This window comes from Paenibacillus sp. NPDC058367, assembly GCF_042723305.1.
Classification (GTDB): Bacteria; Bacillota; Bacilli; order Paenibacillales; family Paenibacillaceae; genus Paenibacillus_AQ.
In genome coordinates this window covers 377509-398487 of record NZ_JBHXIZ010000002.1, presented here as the reverse complement: position 1 = coordinate 398487, position 20979 = coordinate 377509, and the positions used below count along the sequence as shown (strand labels likewise).

Here is a 20979-nt window from a genome sequence, read left to right as displayed (position 1 = left end):
TACATCATGTTTATGAATTATTAACCATTCTAAACCATTCCAAAGTAAGGAAGCAACCGGAAGCCTCTTCCCGGTTGCTCTCTGAATTCTCTATCCTTCTTTTTACATACAGAAAATATGCTGACCAATCGTCTTCACCTGAGGACGGGTCCAAATCCATTTAGAGGTCGCTGTTTTAGGATTGAAGTAATACAAACATCCACCTGAAGGGTCCCAACCATTGAGTGCTTGCTGCACTGCTTTACGTGCTTGCTCATTAGGCTCCAGATAGATCTGACCATCGGCTACAGCTGTAAATGCTCCCGGTTGAAAAATAACGCCAGACGGCGTATTCGGGAAACTAGGTGATTTCACTCGGTTTAAAATGACCGCAGCAACAGCAACCTGACCTTCGAAAGGCTCACCTCTGGCTTCTCCATACACAGCATTAGCCATGATCTTGAGATCATTCTCCGATAAGCCCATCGAATTACCTGAAGACAATCCTGGCGAATTCGTTTTATTGGACGTATTTGTTTTATTGCCAGTGTTATTCTGTGCTGTCTTATTTCCCGTGCCCGTAGAAGGCTCAGTAGGCTTCCAGTTCTTCGTGGCGTTATACAGCTTCAGCTTAGTTTTGGCACCTACAATGCCATCAGACTTCATTCCGAATTTCCATTGAAACCAAGTTACTGCATTCTTCGTTTTTGGCCCAAAATGACTGTCTATTTTTCCGGCATAATAACCTAAATGCTTTAATCGCCCCTGCAATTCATAGACATCCTGACCCGTGGACCCAAGTTTAATGGGTGTTGTACTGAAAGCCGGCAAGACTTCTTCGTCAGGATTATTTAACTCGTGGACAAATGACGCAGCAGCACTTTGCTTGGTCTGAACAATGCCATTCCCCTTGAAAAACGTTCCTGCAAACGGCGCGGCAGCAAGTGCAAGAGTTAAAGCAGCAAATATCCACATCTTTTGTTTCTTCATAGGGTTCGCTCTACCTTTCTTTTGTAAGTTCTGCATGGATGGCTAAAGTTATTATGACGACTGTCAGCGCATCCTATGCATTACTAAAAAAGAAGAAATAGCTTTTCATTATAATTGAGAATAATTATCAACTATAATACGAAATAAGAAAACCATGGAGTTGATATGAATCATGAATTTAAAGGACCACATTTTACTGTGGAACCACGCATTAATTGAAATTATAGATATACGTCATAGGGAATTCCTCCCTAAAAATCAGGCCAATCCCTTTATTTCTTCCAAAATTAATAAATTATAGGGAGCTGTTCCCTAATTATAAGTTTGAGAACCAATAATCTCAGAATTCCAGGGAGAAATCCCCTAATTATTATAATGAAGCTTCACTAAAGCCATTATTTAAAGTGTCATTTACACTTCTTCAGCATGAGTAAGGGGCCGTCCCCAAGTAGTACAAACTACTTGGGGACGGCCCCTTTTTACTGTCTATTTAAGGTTTAAACTGACTTGCTCAGCTTAAGAACTGATCTTGTTATGCTGATACTGCTCAAGTGATACAAGCACCTCACGCGGCTTGCTGCCCTCGTAAGGCCCTATTACCCCACGAGCCTCCATAGAGTCAATCAAACGGGCTGCACGGGTGTAACCAACCCTCATCCGGCGCTGTAGTAGCGAGACTGAAGCTTGCTTCGCTTCAAGCACGATCGTTACGGCCTGCTCATATAACTCATCCTGTGGCTCCTGGTCTTCAGCGATTGTGTCATCAACCTCTGGAACAATGGACTCATCATATTCTGCTTCACCTTGACTGCTGACATATTGAACGATCGTCTCAACCTCTTGATCGCTCATAAAGGCACCCTGCACACGAATCGGTTTAGAAGCTCCCATCGGTAAGAACAGCATGTCTCCCCGACCTAACAGCTTCTCCGCACCTGGCATATCCAGAATGGTACGTGAGTCTACATTGGAAGATACGCCGAAAGCGATACGAGATGGAATATTCGCCTTAATCAAACCTGTAATGACATCCACGGAAGGACGCTGAGTGGCGATAATTAAATGTATACCAGCTGCACGCGCCATCTGTGCAAGCCGACAGATAGCATCCTCTACATCGTTAGCGGCAACCATCATCAAATCCGCAAGCTCGTCCACAATAACAACAATATACGGAAGTATAGCAGCTGGGTTCTCTGCCATCAGCTTATTATAGCCTTCCATGTTGCGTGTTCCTGATTTGGAGAAGAGTTCATACCTTTTCTCCATTTCCACAACGATCTTCTTTAAAGCTAAGCTCGCCCGCTTCGGATCAGTAACGACTGGAGCCAGAAGATGCGGAATCCCATTATAGACATTCAGCTCTACCATCTTCGGGTCCACCATCAGGAATTTGACTTCATCGGGTTTAGCTTTGTATAAAATACTCGTAATAATCCCGTTAATACAAACCGATTTACCAGATCCCGTTGCACCAGCCACCAATAAATGGGGCATCTTCGCTAAATTACCGATAATCGTCTGACCCGAAATATCACGGCCAAAAGCAATCGATAATCTGGATTCAGCTTCCTGAAAGATCTGTGTCTCCATAACTTCACGCATGGTCACAATAGACACTTCGGAATTTGGTACCTCTATCCCAATGGCTGATTTACCCGGAATTGGCGCCTCCATACGTATATCTTTGGCTGCAAGAGCAAGCGCAATGTCATCCGTCAGATTAACAATACGGCTAACTTTGACACCGATATCCGGCTGAATCTCATACCGTGTAACCGCTGGACCTCTAACTACTTCGAGAACCTTTGCTCTTACACCGAAACTCTCTAGGGTAGCTTCTAGCTTACGGGCGGTCTGCATATAATCATTCTGATCTCCCGCTTTGCCGCTGTTGTTAGGTTTGGCTAAAAGTCGGAAAGATGGCAGCTTATATGGTTTTGGTGGAGGTGGTGCCGGTGGAGCAGGAATGATCTGTCCATCAGGAGTGGCGCTTAGCAATCCATCCAAGTCAATAGTCACATTCTCCTCAGGCTCATCTGAAGGCTGTTGACTGACTGGATTAACCCCAGCAACAGGAGCTTTGACGGTAACACCACGAGCTGTTGGAGAGAATTCACTCCATTCCTCCCGATCTTCCTCATTCAGCCCTTCTGAGCGGATATGCTCAAAGAAGTCGCGAATAATTGGAGTCACAGGTTCCATATCCATATCTGCATCATCAAAATCATGTTGGATATCCTCAAGTGGAGTCACACGACTATCTACTGAAAGCCCAGAAATGATCGGACCGTGCGAAGCACTTGTTACAATTGGACCTTGATCATCATCCTCAGAATGGGCTTCCGCCTCTGAACGGGTGGAGCCTGTGAACCAACCGGATATTTTTTTCAATAGAACAGGTTGCTTACGATTAGGTAAATATCGATCGTCTTCTTCCTCTTCGTCATCTTCGTCATAGACAGGCTGCTTCACCGGCCGAGTCTTTGCGGGTGCGGCTGTTTTGGAAGGTCTAGCCGCTACTGGGACTGCCTTCGGACGGTTTGCCGCATGGAGACGAATCCCTTCCACAAACTTAACCGTACGAACTCGCAAAAGAGTAATAATCTCTACATAGGAGAGATTTGTAATTAACATAAAGCTGATGGCAAGCATAACGATCATGAGCAGCTTAGCTCCCAGACTACCAAAGAGCCACAGCAGCGCAGCATACTCCAATCCGCCGATATATCCGCCACTTATATCCTTACCCAGCATATAGACATTACTATTGTTAACACCGGGCGAAAGAGATCCCGAAAGATCATTATGTATTTGTGTCATCACGTTGCCAGGATGGAGCAAGGACAACGGGCCAAGCTTCTGCTCCATTGCAGAAATAGTGCTCATAAGGCACATGGATAGCAGAAGCAGAAGCACGCCTGTATGTCGACTGTTCCAAGAAGAAGGCCATCTACGATGGATCATAACCATAAGCCCATAAAAAATACCAATAAGCGGCAACACAAAATAAAATCTCCCTAATAAATAACCCGCCATACTTGAAAGTGACCGCCCTACCGCCGCTTCACCGGACAGAGCAATAACGGATATCGTTATTAGTAAAATTCCGTAAATTTCATATTTTAAAACGCTGCCGAGCAGCGCTTTTTTCTTTTTCTTTTTTCGTTTAGCCACGCCAGCCACCCCCGGAACAACATTATACCATATAATGGCGTGGCGTACCTATGTTCTCTTTTGTCAAAAAATGAATCTTTATGTTAACGTAATTATCGCTCCAGGAGAGAACGACGGATCTAAATATCGCTCCAAAGGACAATCCAGTAATCTTACTATGCGCGCGCGTCCTTCCTCCATCGGCTCAACCTGCATGAGCATCCCCTGAACACTTACTTCTCGCGTTGTAGCGTAATTATTAAATGCCCCCTCCCACACCTGTTCCATCGACATTATCGTATAGAGTGTCATTGCGTAAGCCCTCCCGAAATCGCTGCTGTAGGCGCTGCAGAGAAATCTCCACCAATCATGCGGTTAAGATGCGCTAAGGCAGCTCCGATCCCGCCCACCTCATCCATGAGACCATATTTAACGGCGTCCAACCCCCCAACGGCTGTTCCAATATCACGATTGAGCTCACCTGTCTTAAACATGAGGTCACGGAACTGTTCTTCAGAAATCCGAGAATGAGAAGTAACGAATTTTACTACACGCTCCTGCATTTTTTCCATGTATTCGAACGTCTGTGGCACTCCAATTACTAAGCCATTCATACGAATCGGATGTATCGTCATTGTTGCACTTTCCGCAATAATTGAATACGTAGAGGATACAGCGATCGGAACGCCAATACTATGGCCCCCTCCAATGACTACTGTTACCGTTGGTTTAGAGAGCGAAGAAATCATTTCGGCAATCGCTAGACCAGCTTCTACATCTCCGCCAACAGTATTTAAAATAATAAGCAGACCTTTAATATTCTTATTCTGTTCAGCTGCCACCAGCTGGGGAATGATATGTTCGTATTTCGTCGTTTTGTTCTGAGGAGGCATTACAATATGGCCTTCAATCTGACCGATGATCGTTATGCAAAAGATATCCGGCTCACCCGTAGGAACCGCTGTTTGTCCAAGCTCTTTAAGTGCACCCATTGTAGTGGGCGGCATGTTTTCATTTGTACTTGGATTTCCCTCTTGTGGTATAACTTCCTCATTCTTTGCTCCATTTGATCCATTCATGTAGTTCATTTTCGCAGCTCTCCCTTTTCTTATGCAGCTCTGGTCTGCTATAGCCTTACTAACTTTCATTAGTATGACATTTCAGGGCCCCGCATTATGCAAACCTCTCCTCATGATGTGAATATAAACAATACAAAAACCCCTTTTCCCGTAGAAACCGTCCAATATTTCCGGGGAAAAGGGGCCAATGCCCAAGCTATATATTTATTTAAGGAGAATTCTCCTTACACTTCCATGATAATTGGCAAAATCATCGGTCTACGACGCGTTTGCTCATATAAGAAACGACCGAGTGAATCTTTTACGCTTGTTTTAAGCGATGCCCACTCATTTACTTTCTCACTCATCAGGCGCTGCAGTGTACTGGAAACAATTCGGTTCGCTTCGTCAAGCAGTCCTTCGGACTCACGAACATAAACGAAACCACGAGAAATGATGTCAGGTCCGGAGACAATTGCACCATTCTGTTTGCTTAGTGTAACCACGACAACCAAAATACCATCTTGAGACAGCAACTTACGGTCACGCAATACAATATTACCTACATCACCTACACCCAGACCGTCAATCAATACGTTACCAGCCGTTACTTTACCAGCTTTACGAGCGGCACCGCCTTGAATTTCCACAATCTCACCGATTTCAGTGATGAAAATGTTCTGAGACTCTACGCCAACGGATTCTGCCAAAAGCGCATGTTTGCGTTGCATACGGTATTCACCGTGAATTGGAATGAAATATTTAGGTTTCATCAAGTTGAGCATAAGCTTAAGCTCTTCCTGGCTACCGTGACCGGATACGTGAACGCCAGAATTGGAACCGCTATAAATTACGTTAGCGCCAAGACGGAACAATTCATCAATGGTACGACCTACATATTTCTCGTTACCTGGTACCGGTGTTGCTGCAATAATAACAGTATCACCTGGCAAGATATCTACTTTACGATGACTGGAACGTGCCATACGGGTCAATGCGGACATTGGCTCGCCTTGGGATCCTGTGCAAAGAACAACGACACGGTTCGCTGCCATTCTGTTCATTTCTTCAGGCTCGATCAGCATACCGTCAGGTACGTTCAGATATCCAAGCTCAGAAGCGATGGATACAACGTTTACCATACTACGGCCAATTACTGTAATCTTACGACCTGTGGATTCTGCTGCATTAACCACTTGTTGAATGCGGTGCACATTGGAAGCAAAAGTTGCTACAACGACACGTTGTTCAGCTTTGCGGAAAATGTCTTCCAGAACGATACCAACATTTTTCTCAGATGGGGTAAAGCCTGGTTTCTCAGCATTTGTACTATCCGACAAAAGAGCAAGCACGCCCTTCTGACCAATTTCAGCCATCCGATGCAGATTTGCAAATTGACCGTTGACTGGAGTGTGGTCAAATTTGAAATCTCCCGTATGAACTACGTTACCTTCCGGTGTTTCTATGCATACACCGACGGAATCAGGAATACTGTGATTGGTTCTGAAGAAAGTAACTTTGAGCGAACTTCCCAGTTGAATTTCTGAATCTTCATTGATCAGAATTCGTTTGGTGTCACCCAGTAAGTTTGCTTCCTTCAATTTGTTTTCTACAAGACCTAATGTAAGTCTTGTTCCGTAAACCGGAACATTCAAATTCTTCAGGACATATGGGAGACCACCGATGTGATCCTCGTGTCCGTGGGTAAGTACAATCCCTCTTACCTTGTCACGGTTCTCTGTCAAATAAGAGATGTCAGGAATTACAATATCAATACCGAGCATATCTTCTTCCGGGAACTTAAGTCCCGAATCCACGACTACAATGTCAGCTCCATATTGAATGACATACATGTTTTTCCCGATTTCTCCGACTCCGCCCAATGCGAAAATCATCAATTTATCGTTGTTGTTTTTTTTGGACAAATGAATCTAACCCTCCTATGATGTTGGACGTCATACTTTTATTGGTAAATATTGAACTTCGATTATTTCAGCGGCGCTGAACACATTCTTCAAACAGCTGATAGCTTCCTTAATTAACAAGGATATTCCTGATATCTGTAAAATGCGCAATGCGAAAGCTCCCGATTCCGGGCAGTAAAGTTCATATTGAAGCGGACAAATGCCGTCAAAATTCACCGTCGCGCCCCTCGCGCGAAGACATTTCAATCATTTACACAGACTCATCTTGGGACCTATCCTGTCTCACAATGTATACCATTGACGGAAGATTACCGCATATTTAATTTTAACCGCACCCAGTCACTTAAGATCATTATACATGATTTTTTTGGCAAAAGACAAGTCACCCTATCTCGTATCCAAATTCTTTCCTTAAATGTGACCCATTATTTTAGCAAAATATAATAAATATAAAAACCGGCTCTCCACGGGAGAAGCCGGTTTAAAGACTAGAATATCATTGTTCAGAACTTAGTGAAATAGTGCCTCGATAAAGGCCGCCTCAGCTTCAGTAGGTGAAATAAGCGGCAATCTGACGCCTCCAACAGGCAGACCTTTCAGACTTAAAGCATATTTGACCGCTGAAGGATTCGGTAAAGGTTGTGGACATTCGAACAACCCCTTGAAAATAGGGAACAATTGCCGATGGATCTCTCCCGCTCGCTGAACATTTCCTGAGTTGTATGCATAGATCATTTCCGACATCTGTGCACCAACCACATGACTAGCTACACTGATAATTCCGTATCCTCCTACGGCTAGACTAGCTAAGCCCGCAGAGTCATCACCAGTATATACACGGAAGTCATCGGAACACGCAGAAGCGATAAGTGTTACTTGATCGACAGATGCACATTCTTTTGTCGCAACAATATTCGATATTTCAGCAAGTCGAAGGGTTGTGTCCACGCTCATACTTACACCCGTGCGACCGGGAACATTATACAGCATGACTGGCAATGAAGTCTCCGTAGCAATCGCAGAAAAATGCTGATAGAGCCCTTCCTGATTAGGTTTATTGTAATAAGGAACGACCAAAAGTACGCCATCCACACCTATTTTCTCCGCTTCCTTCGTGAGGTGAATAGAGTGCTTCGTGTTATTACTGCCTGTTCCAGCAATAATTTTACAGCGACCATTCGCCTTCTCTAGTACAAAAGAAAACAGCTGCAGTTTCTCCTCATCACTTAACGTTGGGGATTCCCCAGTTGTACCACAGACAACCAATGCCTCTGATTTCTGTTCCTCAATTAAATAATCGACAAGCTGTGAAGTTACATCCCAGTTGATTTCTCCATCCCCGTCAAAGGGGGTTACCATGGCTGTTATTAATCTTCCGAAATCCACTTTGAATTCCTCCTTAGCGGTGCAATTCAAACATAGCGTGCAGCGAACGCAGGGACTGCACCATATCCTCTTTCTTCACCAGCACCCAAATCGTTGTATTCGAATCTGCGGATTGGAGAATCTGAATATTTTGTGAGCTAAGTGCCTCAACGATACGCGCCATAATACCAGGTACACCATTAATTCCGCCCCCGATAACGGAAACTTTTGCACAACCTGATAAACTCTTAGGACGCAAGCCCAATTGCTGAAGTACTGAGATCGCCTTTTCTGATTTGTCATCGAACACAGTATAAAGAGCTTCAGTAGGTGTTACATTAATAAAATCAACGCTTATTCCGTTGTCGGCCATACTTTTAAAAATTTGCAGTTGAACGCCCGTACCATTTCCATCAGGACACTCCACAGAAATCTGTGTGACGTTGCTGACATAAGCAATCCCTGTTACGAAGCGATCTACAATGCCGCCAGACTGGATGTCGTTGAATCCTTCAGGATTCGTAACCAGCGTACCTTCATTCTCAGAAAATGTTGAACGAACGCGTACTGGAATTTGTGCCTGCATAGCAATCTCAACCGCACGTGGATGGATCACTTTTGCTCCTTGATGAGCCATATTACAAATTTCTGTATAACTAACATACGTTAGCGGTTTTGCATCTTCAACGATCCGCGGATCTGCTGTAAGAATCCCGTTAACATCTGTATAGATATCAACCATATCTGCATGAAGGGCAGCACCCAGTGCAGTCGCAGAGGTGTCACTTCCTCCACGGCCCAAAGTCGTCAAATCACCAGCTTCAGTCTGTCCTTGGAACCCGGTCACTATAACTACTTTATCTTCACGCAGTTCGCGAAGAATACGTTCAGGACGTACATCTAGAATTCTTGCATTGCCATAGTTGCTATCTGTCATAAAACCAGCCTGAGCTCCCGTTAGTACCGTAGAAGCAATCCCTTCATTCTCCAGCAGGCCACAAAGTGTAGTAGCAGAGATAATCTCACCACAGCACATCAAGAGATCCTTCTCACGCTCTGGGAGTGAATCTCCATTCTGAACAGCCCAATCCAGCAGAGTATCTGTTGCATAAGGTTCTCCGCGTCTGCCCATTGCCGAAACGACAATGACCAAACTATAGCCGCTAGCGAGCTCCCTTTTGACATTACGAATGACGTGCTCTCTAGCTTGTGGTGTTGAAAGTGATGTTCCTCCGAATTTTTGTACCAGAATACCCATGTATAATTCCTCCATTATTGTCAAAGCAAACACACTAATCGTTCGTAAATAGAACTCATTTCGTCTCTAATGAGAAATTCCTTTACAGTACGTAAGCTTATTTCTTAAGTAATTTTCTTTTATTTTGAAAAATGGTTGTACCGCCCTCGAAATGAGGACGGTAGCAGTAAAGCTTATATTTTTTGGTGGCAATGATCTCAGCAATGGGTTTAGCAGATCTTGGCTTTGAGCGTTAACGACCGCATCTATTGATTAAGAAGTAACTCCGACCAAGGCGGCATATAACTTCTCATTGCTCATTTAGTGCATCTCCCCTTTTATTGTCCGCAACTAGCTCCACCGATTCCGCACTATTCTAGACGGAATGAAACTTTTCAATAATCATCGGCTGTAGTTGTTTACCTTGCAAAGCGGCATAGCAAGCTTCTGGGATAAGATCCATACGCGCTACTAACGAATTAGGTTTGCCCTCAGGGTTATCCTGTCCGAATGGCACAAAATAAATATGTTTAGCCACTAGAAGCTTTGCAATATTTGCGGCATTAAGACCTAAGCCATCATTGGTAGATATCGCGAGAACAAGTGGACGTCCATTGCGCATCTGCGATTTTGCAGCCATGAGCACTGGACTATCGGTCATAGCATTTGCCAATTTACTCGTTGTATTTCCAGTGCAAGGTGCTATCGTCAGCACATCCAGCAGCTTGGAAGGACCCAGCGGTTCCGCTTCAACAATTGTAGAAATGATATCATTACCTGTTATATCTTTCAACTGTTTTAGCCAATTTTGCGATGTTCCAAAGCGGGTGTCGGTGCCTAGTACGGATGCTGAAACTATGGGCACTACGTTTGCTCCTCCATCTACGAAGCGTTGAATTTGCGGCATTACCTCCGCAAATGTGCAGTGAGATCCGGTAATCGCATACCCTACTGTTTTTCCGTGCCAATCCATTTTATTCGTCCCCCTTGATTAAAGCCTCGTCCGATATCGACTGAACCAGCGCATTTGCCATAATAATCCCAGCGCTTTTAGGAGCTACAATGCCAGGGAGTCCAGGTGCCAGCATCGCTTTAATTCCTCTTTTCTCGGCATAACGAAAATCACATCCACCTGGAGCAGAAGCCAGGTCGACAATTAAGCAATGCGGTGAGATACGTGAGAGTACTTGTGCGGTGATGATCATACTTGGAATCGTATTAAATATCAGATCAACATCCGGCACATGAAGCAACAGTTCACTGGTCATAAACGGCTTCCAGCCCATTTCCTCAGCACGTGCATAATGTTCCTGTTTTCTAACACCAGCTTTGACACTAGCACCCAATCCTTGCAGGCTTCTTGCCATTGTAAAACCCGTTCTGCCCAAGCCCAGTACCATCGATTTAGAACTGTGAATGGTAAAATCCGTGTTCTGTATGGCCATAACCAGTGCCCCTTCTGCTGTTGGGATGGAGTTGTAGATGGCTACATCATCACGATTAAGCAATTCAATTAACTTTAATGAATGCTTGGCGCACATGCCGCGTAAGTAGCTTTTAGCCATACCGCTATACACCAAACAATGGGGTGGCAGAGCAGCAAAATGTTCCTCCAAGAGCATCAAGCGTTCAGAAGAAAATAAAGCACTAATATTCCCTTCATCATCACAACCAACCGTAGGCAACACTAATACATCAGCATTCCTAAGCAGCTCTACCGTCATCTGTTCCAGGCTCACCCCTGGGCAAGGGGCTTCCCATTTATCGAACCCGGCAGCGCTTACCGTCGCATCCAATTCCACACATTTCCGAATCACTTCAAGCTGTCTCGCGTCCCCGCCCAGGAACACGATCCTGACGCCAGTAAGCATAGGGATGACGCTCCTTTCAACATACACTATCGACTATAGAGCATCTTATGCTGGGCATTCTTAATGGGTGAAAAGCGGAGAAGAATTAGCATGCAGGCTTAAATGTGAAACTTATAAATTGTCATATTCAAACGAAAAAAAGCTCGCGAATCACGCCGATTGGGCATAAATTCGCAAGCTTTTTAATAAGTCATATTATTTGCCAGTGTGACCGAAGCCTCCGGCTCCACGTTCTGTTTCGGATAAAGCATCTACTTCAACCAAAGTGACCACTGGAACCGCTTGAAATACCATTTGGGCAATGCGCTCATTACGAGCGATAGCAAATGGCTCTTGCCCTAGATTGATCAACAACACTTTGATCTCTCCACGATAATCAGCATCAATCGTTCCAGGTGTGTTCAAACACGAAATCCCATGCTTCAAGGCTAGTCCACTTCGTGGACGAATTTGAGCTTCTAATCCGTCTGGCATAGCTAATGATATGCCTGTTGGAATTAATGCACGTTCTCCAGGTGCAAGCACGACTTCGCTACCAACTGCGGCATATAGATCATACCCGGAAGCCTGTTCTGACATTTTACAAGGAAGATTAACATCCTCGTTTCCAGCTAGTTTATTGATTTGTACGTAATAAGACAAGATCATCTCTCCTAACATTTGCAATAGCTTTATCTGTTGAACCTACCATCGCTAAAGAAAGCGGCTCAGCAAACATATTATCAAGCACACTGTTGATATTGTCCATCGTTACTAACTGAATCTTGGCGATCATATCGTCTAATGTGTTATGTTTTCCGAGCATAAGTTCATTTTTTCCAATCCGATTCATCCGGCTACTAGTACTTTCCAGGCTAAGAATAAGGCTACCTTTAAGCTGCTCCTTGCCTTTTCTCAGTTCATCTTCACTAAGACCCTCAGTAGCAAGTTCGTACATCATTTCCTTAATTAGCTCCGTTACATCCTTAGTTTGCTTCGGTGCTGTTCCAGCATAGACCGTGAACAAACCAGAATCCGCTTGAGAACTGTGGTATGAATATACAGAATAGGCTAGGCCACGTTTTTCACGAATCTCTTGGAACATCCGTGAGCTCATACCGCCGCCAATGGCATTATTAATAAGCACCATAGCATATTGCAATGGGTCGCCAGAGCGGACACCTGGTAAGGAAAGACAGATATGATTCTGTTCTGTTTTTTTGCGGTGAAACAACAAGTCCCCATAATAATCCGGTGGAGTCAACGGCGCAGATGTGCCATGATTAGCAAAAGAACCAAAATGCTGCTCCAGCAGCTCAATCAATCCATCGCTGATGTTCCCAGCTACACTAATTACCGTATTCTCAATCGTATACTGCTCCTTCATGTAGGCACGAAGATCATCCGGCTTCATCTCCATCAGCCGTTCCTTTAAGCCAAGGATAGAATACGCAAGCGGATGATCCTTGTAAGCAGCAGCACACATCAAATCATGCACAAGATCGTCTGGTGTATCTTCGCACATAGAAATTTCCTCAAGGATGACGTTCTTTTCTTTCTCCAGCTCTTCAGCATCCATACGTGAACGGAAAAACATATCTGCTAATACATCTACTGCGATAGGCAGATGCTCATCCAGTACTTTTGCATAATAGCAAGTATATTCCTTAGAAGTAAACGCATTTACATTGCCGCCAATAGCATCGAACTGCTCGGCAATATCCTTAGCACTATATCGGTCCGTACCTTTAAAAAGCATATGCTCTACAAAATGGGATATCCCGTTGTTTCCAGGGTGTTCATTCCGCGAACCTGTCTTCACCCATATTCCAAATGAAACGGACCGGCCGGTCGGAATTTTTTCCATCACTACTCGTAATCCATTGGATAATACTATTTTTTCCACTTCATGTCCTCCTGGCAATAGCCATGTTCTATCTAAATTAATACACGTGCCTATAATCCTACCAGAAATAGATCACTCACTCAACATCAGAGGGGATTAGACGCTCCGCTGACAGCGTTTGGCTAACTGTTCCTAGCTGTAACCCTTTTGCCTTTATCCCGCGTATCATGGCTTTCAGCGCCTTGGAGGATGAGGCAGTAGGATGCATTAGAACAAGTGTGCCGGCTTCAGCTTTGCTTGTGATTTTGGCAACTATAGATTCAGGAGAAGGATTTCGCCAATCCACCGTATCTACAGTCCAGAGTACAGTCTTTAAGCCCAAGCTGCTAGCGATTTCTACTGTCTCTTGATCGAAATCACCAGATGGAGGTGCGAACCATTTATTAGTGACTCCAAGCGATTCCTTTAGCAGCTTTTGCGTCTTCTCAATCTCAACGGTAGCCCGCGCTCGACTTAAAGTACTCATATTGGGGTGAGTATAGGCGTGATTCTCCATCTCATGACCACGTTTTAACATTTCTGTAGCAAGCTCTGGATTCTTACTCAGCCAGCTTCCATCCAGAAAAAACGTAACTTTCACGTTCTCTTCATCCAAAATATCCAGCATTGGCACGATATACTGATTCCCCCAAGCCACATTAATCATCAGTGATACCATCGGCTTCGCCGGATTTCCTCGATATATAGGTTCTGCTCCCAGTTCATTTAACGATACTTTTGGTTCGATCTGCCGATACACTAACTTTATGGGCTCTTTTGGTGCCAAAAGAGCATTCCGATAGGTACTCTCTACATCAATCTCAAGTCCGTTATAGCCCGGAATGGCTTTCCACACCCGGTCAACCACTGCATCCACTGGAGGTGCATTTAGTTTGGCCGCGGCGGTCTCAATCCTCAGACGAAGATCGTTGTTCGCCGCCTTAGGGATATCCATCCACACCGCGAGATCATCCTGCGGCTTCAATTGCGCAAGCATGTCTTTGACTGGTCCCTGTGTGCTACCAATTCCTATCACGATTGCTACACAAGCAACCACTAATGCCACTTTTTCCGTCTTCATGACGACTTCCTCCCCGGTAGAAACGAATTTCAGGTTCGTTCCACACGATTACAAAGACACTTTGTCCCAATCTATGAGACAAGGGAGGATTTTATGTCATGAACAGATACAAGACTAATAGATAGGAATGTTTGCTACAGTTTTCCAGCTTCGTTCATATAAAAAAAGAGCCAGAACGCAAATCGCTTCTGTCTCTTTTAATAATGAAATTAGATCCCTTTAGTAAAGGTTATTACTAAGATCAATCTTACGCTTTAGCTCCAGTTTCCGAAGTCAACACTGCTTTACGAGACAGGTTAACCCGACCTTGTGGATCGATCTCGGTAACTTTAACGGTAATGGTGTCACCAATAGCAACAACATCTTCTACCTTAGCTACACGCTCAGTAGACAATTGGGAAATGTGTACCAATCCGTCTTTGCCCGGAATAAGTTCAACAAATGCACCAAATTTCTCAATACGTCTAACTGTACCCACATAGATTTCTCCGACTTGTACTTCGCGCACAAGACCTTCGATAATCGAACGAGCCTTTTGGATCATTTCTTCATCTGAAGAACCGATAAAGACACGGCCATCTTGTTCGATGTCGATTTTCACGCCGGTTTCTTCAATAATTTTATTGATAATCTTACCACCAGCACCGATAACATCACGGATTTTGTCCGGATTGATGTTGATAATAATGATTTTTGGAGCATATTTGGACAGATTAGGTCTTGGTGCAGAGATCGCTTCATTCATTTTGTCCAAGATGAACAGACGGCCTTCTTTAGCCTGCTGAAGTGCATCTTGAAGAATGTTGCGGTCGATACCGGCAATCTTAATGTCCATTTGAATAGCTGTAACACCTTCTGCTGTACCAGCTACCTTGAAGTCCATATCTCCGAGATGATCTTCCATACCTTGAATATCCGTCAGGATGGAGACATGATCTCCGTCTTTGATCAGACCCATTGCTACTCCGGCTACTGGTGCTTTGATTGGCACACCAGCGTCCATCATAGCCAGAATGCTGGCACAGATACTTGCCTGAGAAGTAGAACCATTAGATTCAATCGCTTCTGATACTAGACGAATCGTGTACGGGAATTCAGTTTCACTAGGAATTACCTTGGATAATGCACGTTCTCCAAGTGCTCCGTGACCGATTTCACGACGTCCTGGTGCTCTAAGCGGACGAGCTTCCCCTACGCTGAACGGAGGGAAGTTGTAATGGTGCATGAAACGTTTCGTTTCAGTAGGATCGATTCCATCGAGGATTTGTACATCACCTAGAGCTCCAAGGGTACAAACGCTAAGGATTTGTGTTTGTCCACGTGTGAACAGACCGGAACCGTGTGTACGCGGCAACAGGCTTGTATCACATTCAATCGGACGGATTTCATCCAGTTTACGTCCATCTGGACGAACCTTATCATGCGTGATTAGACGTCTTACTTCATCCTTCACAATATCATGTAGGACTTCTTTAACATCTTTCAGAAGCTCCGGTGCTTCTATGTACTTCTCTACGAAATACGCAACCGCTTCATCATTAACGACATCAATGGCTTCCTGACGAGCATGTTTTTCAGCAATTTTAACGGCTTCCACCAGACGAGCCTCAGCAAATGCACGGACCTCAGTATTCACGTCAGCATTCACTGCATGCAGCTTCACAGCCATTTTTTCTTTACCAGCCACTTTGACCAGTTCTTCAATGGTTGCAACGATCTTACGGATTTCATCATGACCGAACATAATCGCTTCGAGCATCACATCTTCCGTCACTTCATTCGCTTCTGCTTCAACCATCATGATTGCTTCCTTCGTTCCAGCAACCACTACATAAATATCACTGATTGCTTGCTGAGCCATATCCGGATTGATCACAAATTCTCCATTAATCCGACCTACAGCAACTCCGCCGATGGGTCCATCAAAAGGCACATCGGAAATACTAAGTGCAGCTGAAGTACCGATCATAGCAGCAATATCTGGTGCGCAGTCCTGATCCACACTCATTACCATGTTCAATACCTGAACATCGTTACGGAAACCTTCAGGGAACAGTGGTCTGATTGGACGGTCAGTCAAACGGCTGGACAGAATCGCTTTCTCACTCGGTCTACCTTCCCGTTTAATAAATCCGCCCGGAATTTTACCAACCGCATATAATCTTTCCTCATAGTTAACTGTAAGCGGGAAAAAATCCAGGTCCTTCGGCTCTTTCGATGCCGTAACGGTACATAATACCGAAGTATCCCCATAACGCACCATAACGGCTGCGTTTGCTTGTTTAGCTAGTCGGCCCGTTTCCAGCACAAGGCGTCTTCCGCCTAGCTGCATTTCTACACGTTTTTCCATAAATACCTCCTTGAATAGTAGTAGACCCGCAGTCAAATATTGCAGGTTCACATATCGATCTAATGAATCGGAAAGGCTTGTCCCCAAGCTAAAAACGCCTTCGGAGTCCTTATAAGGACGGTAGCGTTTATGCGAGAATTATAAGGATAAAGTATAGCATGAAACTTATACTTTCTTATAATTTAAGGTATGTAACCTGTTCTGTATACATATAAGAAGAAACGGCTAAGTCTTACAGATGATGTAAAGTGGCCGTTTTTACGAATAATCTCATCAGTCTTGCTATAAAGTTTTCCCTAAATTTTCAAAAAGCAACCCAGCTGTCCCGCTGTCGCTCCGAGAAGGACATACGGTATACAACCAGGCTGCTTTAAGGGTTATCTTATGGAAAATTAACGACGCAATCCCAGTCTTTCGATCAGGGCGCTGTAACGTCTGATGTCTTTGTTTTTCAAATACGCCAGAAGTTTACGACGTTGTCCAACCATTTTCAACAATCCGCGACGGGAGTGATGATCTTTCTTGTGCGTACGCAAGTGGTCAGTCAAATTAACGATGTTCTCCGTTAGGATAGCAACTTGCACCTCAGGGGATCCAGTATCGGATTCGTGAGTTTTGTGCTCGTCGATCAATTGATGTTTACGTTCTTGAGTTAATGCCATCCTGTTCACCTCCTTCAATATAATCGCCATTAGCCTCGTCACCGTCGGTGAGAACGTGCAACCAAGCTAAGGTTATGGTGCTGTAAGCCAGCAACGTTTATTAGTATAGCATCTCCATTAACAAAAGTAAACGGCTTGTCCGGGATGACTATAGATTATACCCCAAAATCTTCTTCGCGGTTTCTGCATCCTCACCGATTTGAGTAATCAATGCACCAATGGATTCGAATTTTCGTTCAGGACGAATGTAAGATACTAACTCCACCTTAAGCTCTTGATCATACAAATCACCTTCGAAGTCAAACAGATGGACCTCAAAGCTTGGCGTCAATACACCCTCATGAAAGGTAGGTTTAACGCCCACATTCATGACCCCGTACAAAACTTTATCCTTATAAAAGACTCGGACCGCATATACACCTTTAGTCGGAATGACAAAATGAGCACTGAGCTTCAAATTCGCCGTTGGAAAACCAATGGTGCGACCTCTCTTCTCACCATGACCCACTTCACCACGCAGATAGTAGCAACGTCCGAACCAGGAGTTTGCCAGCTCTAAATCCCCGTTTTGGAGACTTTTACGAATGCCGGAGCTGCTGACCTTCTCACCATCTAGCAGAAAAGGGGGAGCAACCTCTACATTCATAACACCTTCACCCAGCTTGCGAAGCATTTCAACATCGCCTTCACCTTGATAACCAAAACGAAAGTCAAAGCCGACAACTGCAGTTACAATATGTAGCGGCAAAAGCATAACAGAGACAAAATTCTGTGGACTTACACGGGAAAGCTGCTCGTTAAATTCAATAACATATAAGATATCGACACCCAAACTAGCAAGAATCTCCTGCTTTTCTACGGGTGGCGTCAAATACCCTTCATAATCACCCTTACCCATAACATCTTTAGGATGTGGATGAAATGTAAGGACTGCGGCCGGCACACCTTGTTTACGGGCTAGGGCCACAGCGGATGTAATGACGCTAGCATGTCCACGATGCAATCCGTCAAACTGCCCTAGAGCAGCCACTTGAGGCTGAGCCCACTCTGCAGCAGTCTCCGGAGACATCGGATAAGTTAACGTTACGGTTCTCACGCTGTTTCTCACCTACAATTCACTTGGTAAAATTGATTTAAGCTTGTGCAAATACCTTCACTGGAGCAATTGCACCTGTATCTTCCAATTCATAAATGCCAAGAAATCCACCTTGAAGATCGTATAGCCGAAATTGACTGTTCGTCTTCACCTCTGGAGCTATAAATCGTGAGGACAAACGCTGCCCCTGCAAAGCTGCCTTCTTTTTCTCATCCATTACAGTGTGCTTTGGCATATGAGAAATGGCTTCGTCTGCAGCGATTAAATGATCTTCCAATGTTCCGGCTTCCTTGTGAGTCGCAATATCCTCTAGCGTAAGACAATGACTGGCTGAAATCCCTGCCGACATCGTTCTCTCTAGTTTCACCATCACACCCGGCAGTCCAAGTGCTCGTCCGATATCGACACAGAGCGTACGAATGTACGTCCCCTTAGAGCAAAGCACCCGGAATGTGATATCGGGATGATTGCCTTCCCAAGTCATATCCGTCATTTCAATTTCATAAATCTCTACTTCACGGCTTTTACGTTCAACGGTTTTACCTTCTCTTGCTAACTCATAAAGACGTTTGCCGTCAACTTTAACCGCAGAATACATCGGTGGAACCTGAGAAATAACCCCTTTAAATGAAGCGAGCACTGATAGAATCTCTTCTTCAGTTACATGCACCTCATCTACAGTTTCTATAATAGTCCCAGTTAAGTCCTCAGTATCACTGGACATCCCTAGTCTCAGTGTTGCCACATATTCTTTGGGCAACTCCTGAATATACTCCACGACACGAGTAGCACGGCCCAGACAAAGTGGCAGCACACCTGTTACCTGTGGATCAAGCGTTCCCGTATGTCCGATCCGTTTCATGCCAAGAATACGACGTGCCTTGGCCACAACATCATGTGAAGTGAAGCCGGCCGGCTTGTAAACCGCCAGTACACCTTCTAATTCACTCATAAATGACGTCTTACCTCCTCAAGCACTTGCGATATTGCCGTTTCGAGTGTAGCTTCTATACGCGCGCCTGCAGCACGGGTATGACCGCCACCTCCAAACGTTTGCGCTAGATCAGCCACGTCCACCTTACCAGCAGAACGCAAACTAACTTTAACCGCATGTTCATGAATGACTTTGAACAAAATCCCTACCTCCACACCTCGAATATTGCGAGGGTAGTTCACGAGACCTTCTAAATCTTCATTAGCAGCAGCACATTCAATCATATCCTCCGGTGTAACATAGAGCCAGGCAATATCCCCTTCGGGTGATAATTGAAGAGTATTTAACGCTTTATTTAAAATTTTAATCTGCGGCAATGTCATTTCTTCAAGTAATGTCTCAGCCAGTTCAGGACCGTTAACGCCATAAGAAAGCAGTTCAGATACGGCTGCCATTACTTTTGGTGATGTGTTGGTATATCGAAATCCACCAGTATCTGTCAAAAGACCTGTGTATAAAGCTGTGGCGATATCAATGTCCCATTCAATATCGAACGTCTTCAGCAGATCGAACAAAATTTCCGCAGTCGCAGCAGCATCCGGTTTAATTAAATTCACAAGTCCATAACCGTTGTTAGTGGGATGATGGTCAATGTTCAGGATTAGAGCATCCTTCGCAAAATAGCGATGAGTCAGTCCTACTCGCTGAAAATCAGCACAATCCACACAGATCACATTGCTGTATTGACGGGGCGGCTCACTAGAGGCCATATTGATGATTTCATCCGAATGCCATAAATATTCCATCCGCTTCGGTATCGGTCCTTCATTCAGCATAGTGTATTTTTTGCCCAGACATGAGAGAAGCCAGCCCACCGCTAGGGTGGAGCTGACTGCATCTCCGTCCGGCTGAACATGCGACACTACAAGGTAATCGTCGTGTTCCAGCAGAAACTCACGGGTCTGCTGGAGACTTTGTTCATAGCTCTGCATTCGCCGTCTCCTTTATAAAGGTTGTTCAAAATAGCCTTGAGCTATTTTGAACTCCTTTTAGTACCTATTTCTAATCGTTCTTATGAAGCTCTCCAAGAAGTTTCTCAATGTGACTGCCATAAGCGACAGATTCATCGATCTTGAAGATCAGTTCCGGTGTATGCCGAAGGCGTATCGCCTTGCCAAGCTCGGAGCGAAGAAAACCATTAGCTTTCTCAATCGCTTTAAGGGAGCCTGACTTCTGCTCTTCATCCCCGAACACGCTTAGGTATACTTTCGCTTGCGACAGATCGTTAGTCACGTCTACGCCAGTTACAGTTACAAAACCGATTCGAGGATCTTTCAGTCCGCTTTGGATAAGTTGACTAAGCTCTTTCTTGATCTGCTCGCCCACTCGTCCTGCTCTAATTTTAGACATC

General features: G+C 44.6%; 18 protein-coding genes. All 18 read right to left on the bottom strand.

The window, feature by feature from the left end; genetic code table 11:
- Window positions 1–102: 102 nt before the first annotated feature.
- On the bottom strand, window positions 103–969 hold the full coding sequence (gene sleB, locus ACFWMP_RS12405; protein ID WP_339242088.1) for a spore cortex-lytic enzyme: 867 nt from the start codon (window positions 967–969) through the stop codon (window positions 103–105).
- A 516-nt stretch (window positions 970–1485) separates the two neighbouring features.
- Entirely contained in the window at window positions 1486–4146 is a 2661-nt protein-coding gene (locus ACFWMP_RS12400; RefSeq protein ID WP_379423816.1) for an FtsK/SpoIIIE family DNA translocase, read from the bottom strand.
- Window positions 4147–4224: 78 nt separating this feature from the next.
- Complete coding sequence (locus ACFWMP_RS12395; protein ID WP_042128829.1) at window positions 4225–4437, bottom strand: YlzJ-like family protein; 213 nt, start codon at window positions 4435–4437, stop codon at window positions 4225–4227.
- Complete coding sequence (locus tag ACFWMP_RS12390; protein ID WP_179281594.1) at window positions 4434–5213, bottom strand: ClpP family protease; 780 nt, start codon at window positions 5211–5213, stop codon at window positions 4434–4436. The genes ACFWMP_RS12395 and ACFWMP_RS12390 overlap by 4 nt, the downstream gene beginning before the upstream one ends.
- Window positions 5214–5428: 215 nt before the next feature.
- Window positions 5429–7108 carry a ribonuclease J gene (locus ACFWMP_RS12385; RefSeq protein WP_042189403.1) on the bottom strand — a complete coding sequence of 560 codons (1680 nt, stop codon included), beginning with the start codon at window positions 7106–7108 and terminating at the stop codon, window positions 5429–5431.
- Window positions 7109–7618: 510 nt separating this feature from the next.
- The gene (gene dapA / locus ACFWMP_RS12380) at window positions 7619–8494 is read right to left on the bottom strand and encodes a 4-hydroxy-tetrahydrodipicolinate synthase (protein ID WP_379423815.1); all 876 of its coding nucleotides are present in this window, start codon (window positions 8492–8494) and stop codon (window positions 7619–7621) included.
- Between the two features lie 13 nt (window positions 8495–8507).
- Window positions 8508–9731: an aspartate kinase gene (gene dapG, locus ACFWMP_RS12375; protein WP_042189405.1), complete on the bottom strand. Its 1224-nt coding sequence runs from the start codon at window positions 9729–9731 to the stop codon at window positions 8508–8510.
- 355 nt (window positions 9732–10086) lie between these two features.
- Window positions 10087–10683: a dipicolinate synthase subunit B gene (locus ACFWMP_RS12370; protein ID WP_042189406.1), complete on the bottom strand. Its 597-nt coding sequence runs from the start codon at window positions 10681–10683 to the stop codon at window positions 10087–10089.
- Window position 10684: 1 nt separating this feature from the next.
- Window positions 10685–11581 (bottom strand): dipicolinate synthase subunit DpsA, encoded by an 897-nt coding sequence (dpsA, locus tag ACFWMP_RS12365; RefSeq protein ID WP_379423814.1) that lies wholly within the window; start codon window positions 11579–11581, stop codon window positions 10685–10687.
- Window positions 11582–11776: 195 nt separating this feature from the next.
- Complete coding sequence (gene dut / locus ACFWMP_RS12360; RefSeq protein ID WP_379423813.1) at window positions 11777–12223, bottom strand: dUTP diphosphatase; 447 nt, start codon at window positions 12221–12223, stop codon at window positions 11777–11779.
- Window positions 12198–13466: a M16 family metallopeptidase gene (locus tag ACFWMP_RS12355; protein ID WP_042189409.1), complete on the bottom strand. Its 1269-nt coding sequence runs from the start codon at window positions 13464–13466 to the stop codon at window positions 12198–12200. The genes dut and ACFWMP_RS12355 overlap by 26 nt, the downstream gene beginning before the upstream one ends.
- Before the next feature lie 76 nt (window positions 13467–13542).
- Complete coding sequence (locus tag ACFWMP_RS12350; RefSeq protein ID WP_339265611.1) at window positions 13543–14526, bottom strand: polysaccharide deacetylase family protein; 984 nt, start codon at window positions 14524–14526, stop codon at window positions 13543–13545.
- Window positions 14527–14773: 247 nt separating this feature from the next.
- A complete protein-coding gene (gene pnp / locus ACFWMP_RS12345; protein WP_042189411.1) occupies window positions 14774–16876 on the bottom strand; it encodes a polyribonucleotide nucleotidyltransferase in 2103 nt (700 codons plus the stop codon).
- A gap of 392 nt (window positions 16877–17268) precedes the next feature.
- The gene (gene rpsO / locus ACFWMP_RS12340) at window positions 17269–17538 is read right to left on the bottom strand and encodes a 30S ribosomal protein S15 (RefSeq protein WP_036656390.1); all 270 of its coding nucleotides are present in this window, start codon (window positions 17536–17538) and stop codon (window positions 17269–17271) included.
- A gap of 148 nt (window positions 17539–17686) precedes the next feature.
- Window positions 17687–18634: a bifunctional riboflavin kinase/FAD synthetase gene (locus tag ACFWMP_RS12335; protein ID WP_042189412.1), complete on the bottom strand. Its 948-nt coding sequence runs from the start codon at window positions 18632–18634 to the stop codon at window positions 17687–17689.
- A 37-nt stretch (window positions 18635–18671) separates the two neighbouring features.
- Window positions 18672–19586, bottom strand: coding sequence for a tRNA pseudouridine(55) synthase TruB (gene truB / locus ACFWMP_RS12330; RefSeq protein ID WP_042189413.1), 915 nt, complete (start codon window positions 19584–19586; stop codon window positions 18672–18674).
- Window positions 19583–20560, bottom strand: coding sequence for a DHH family phosphoesterase (locus ACFWMP_RS12325; protein ID WP_042189414.1), 978 nt, complete (start codon window positions 20558–20560; stop codon window positions 19583–19585). Before ACFWMP_RS12325 ends, truB begins: the two co-directional genes overlap by 4 nt.
- 70 nt (window positions 20561–20630) lie before the next feature.
- Complete coding sequence (rbfA, locus tag ACFWMP_RS12320) at window positions 20631–20978, bottom strand: 30S ribosome-binding factor RbfA (protein WP_042128856.1); 348 nt, start codon at window positions 20976–20978, stop codon at window positions 20631–20633.
- Window position 20979 lies beyond the last annotated feature (1 nt).

What these genes read in the sequence shown, in the direction of transcription:
- sleB (WP_339242088.1), bottom strand. Translation starts at nt 969, where the DNA reads ATGAAGAAACAAAAGATGTGGATATTTGCTGCTTTAACTCTTGCACTT.
- ACFWMP_RS12395 (WP_042128829.1), bottom strand. Translation starts at nt 4,437, where the DNA reads ATGACACTCTATACGATAATGTCGATGGAACAGGTGTGGGAGGGGGCA.
- ACFWMP_RS12390 (WP_179281594.1), bottom strand. Translation starts at nt 5,213, where the DNA reads ATGAACTACATGAATGGATCAAATGGAGCAAAGAATGAGGAAGTTATA.
- dapG (WP_042189405.1), bottom strand. Translation starts at nt 9,731, where the DNA reads ATGGGTATTCTGGTACAAAAATTCGGAGGAACATCACTTTCAACACCA.
- ACFWMP_RS12370 (WP_042189406.1), bottom strand. Translation starts at nt 10,683, where the DNA reads ATGGATTGGCACGGAAAAACAGTAGGGTATGCGATTACCGGATCTCAC.
- dpsA (WP_379423814.1), bottom strand. Translation starts at nt 11,581, where the DNA reads ATGCTTACTGGCGTCAGGATCGTGTTCCTGGGCGGGGACGCGAGACAG.
- ACFWMP_RS12350 (WP_339265611.1), bottom strand. Translation starts at nt 14,526, where the DNA reads ATGAAGACGGAAAAAGTGGCATTAGTGGTTGCTTGTGTAGCAATCGTG.
- pnp (WP_042189411.1), bottom strand. Translation starts at nt 16,876, where the DNA reads ATGGAAAAACGTGTAGAAATGCAGCTAGGCGGAAGACGCCTTGTGCTG.
- rpsO (WP_036656390.1), bottom strand. Translation starts at nt 17,538, where the DNA reads ATGGCATTAACTCAAGAACGTAAACATCAATTGATCGACGAGCACAAA.
- truB (WP_042189413.1), bottom strand. Translation starts at nt 19,586, where the DNA reads ATGAGTGAATTAGAAGGTGTACTGGCGGTTTACAAGCCGGCCGGCTTC.
- ACFWMP_RS12325 (WP_042189414.1), bottom strand. Translation starts at nt 20,560, where the DNA reads ATGCAGAGCTATGAACAAAGTCTCCAGCAGACCCGTGAGTTTCTGCTG.
- rbfA (WP_042128856.1), bottom strand. Translation starts at nt 20,978, where the DNA reads ATGTCTAAAATTAGAGCAGGACGAGTGGGCGAGCAGATCAAGAAAGAG.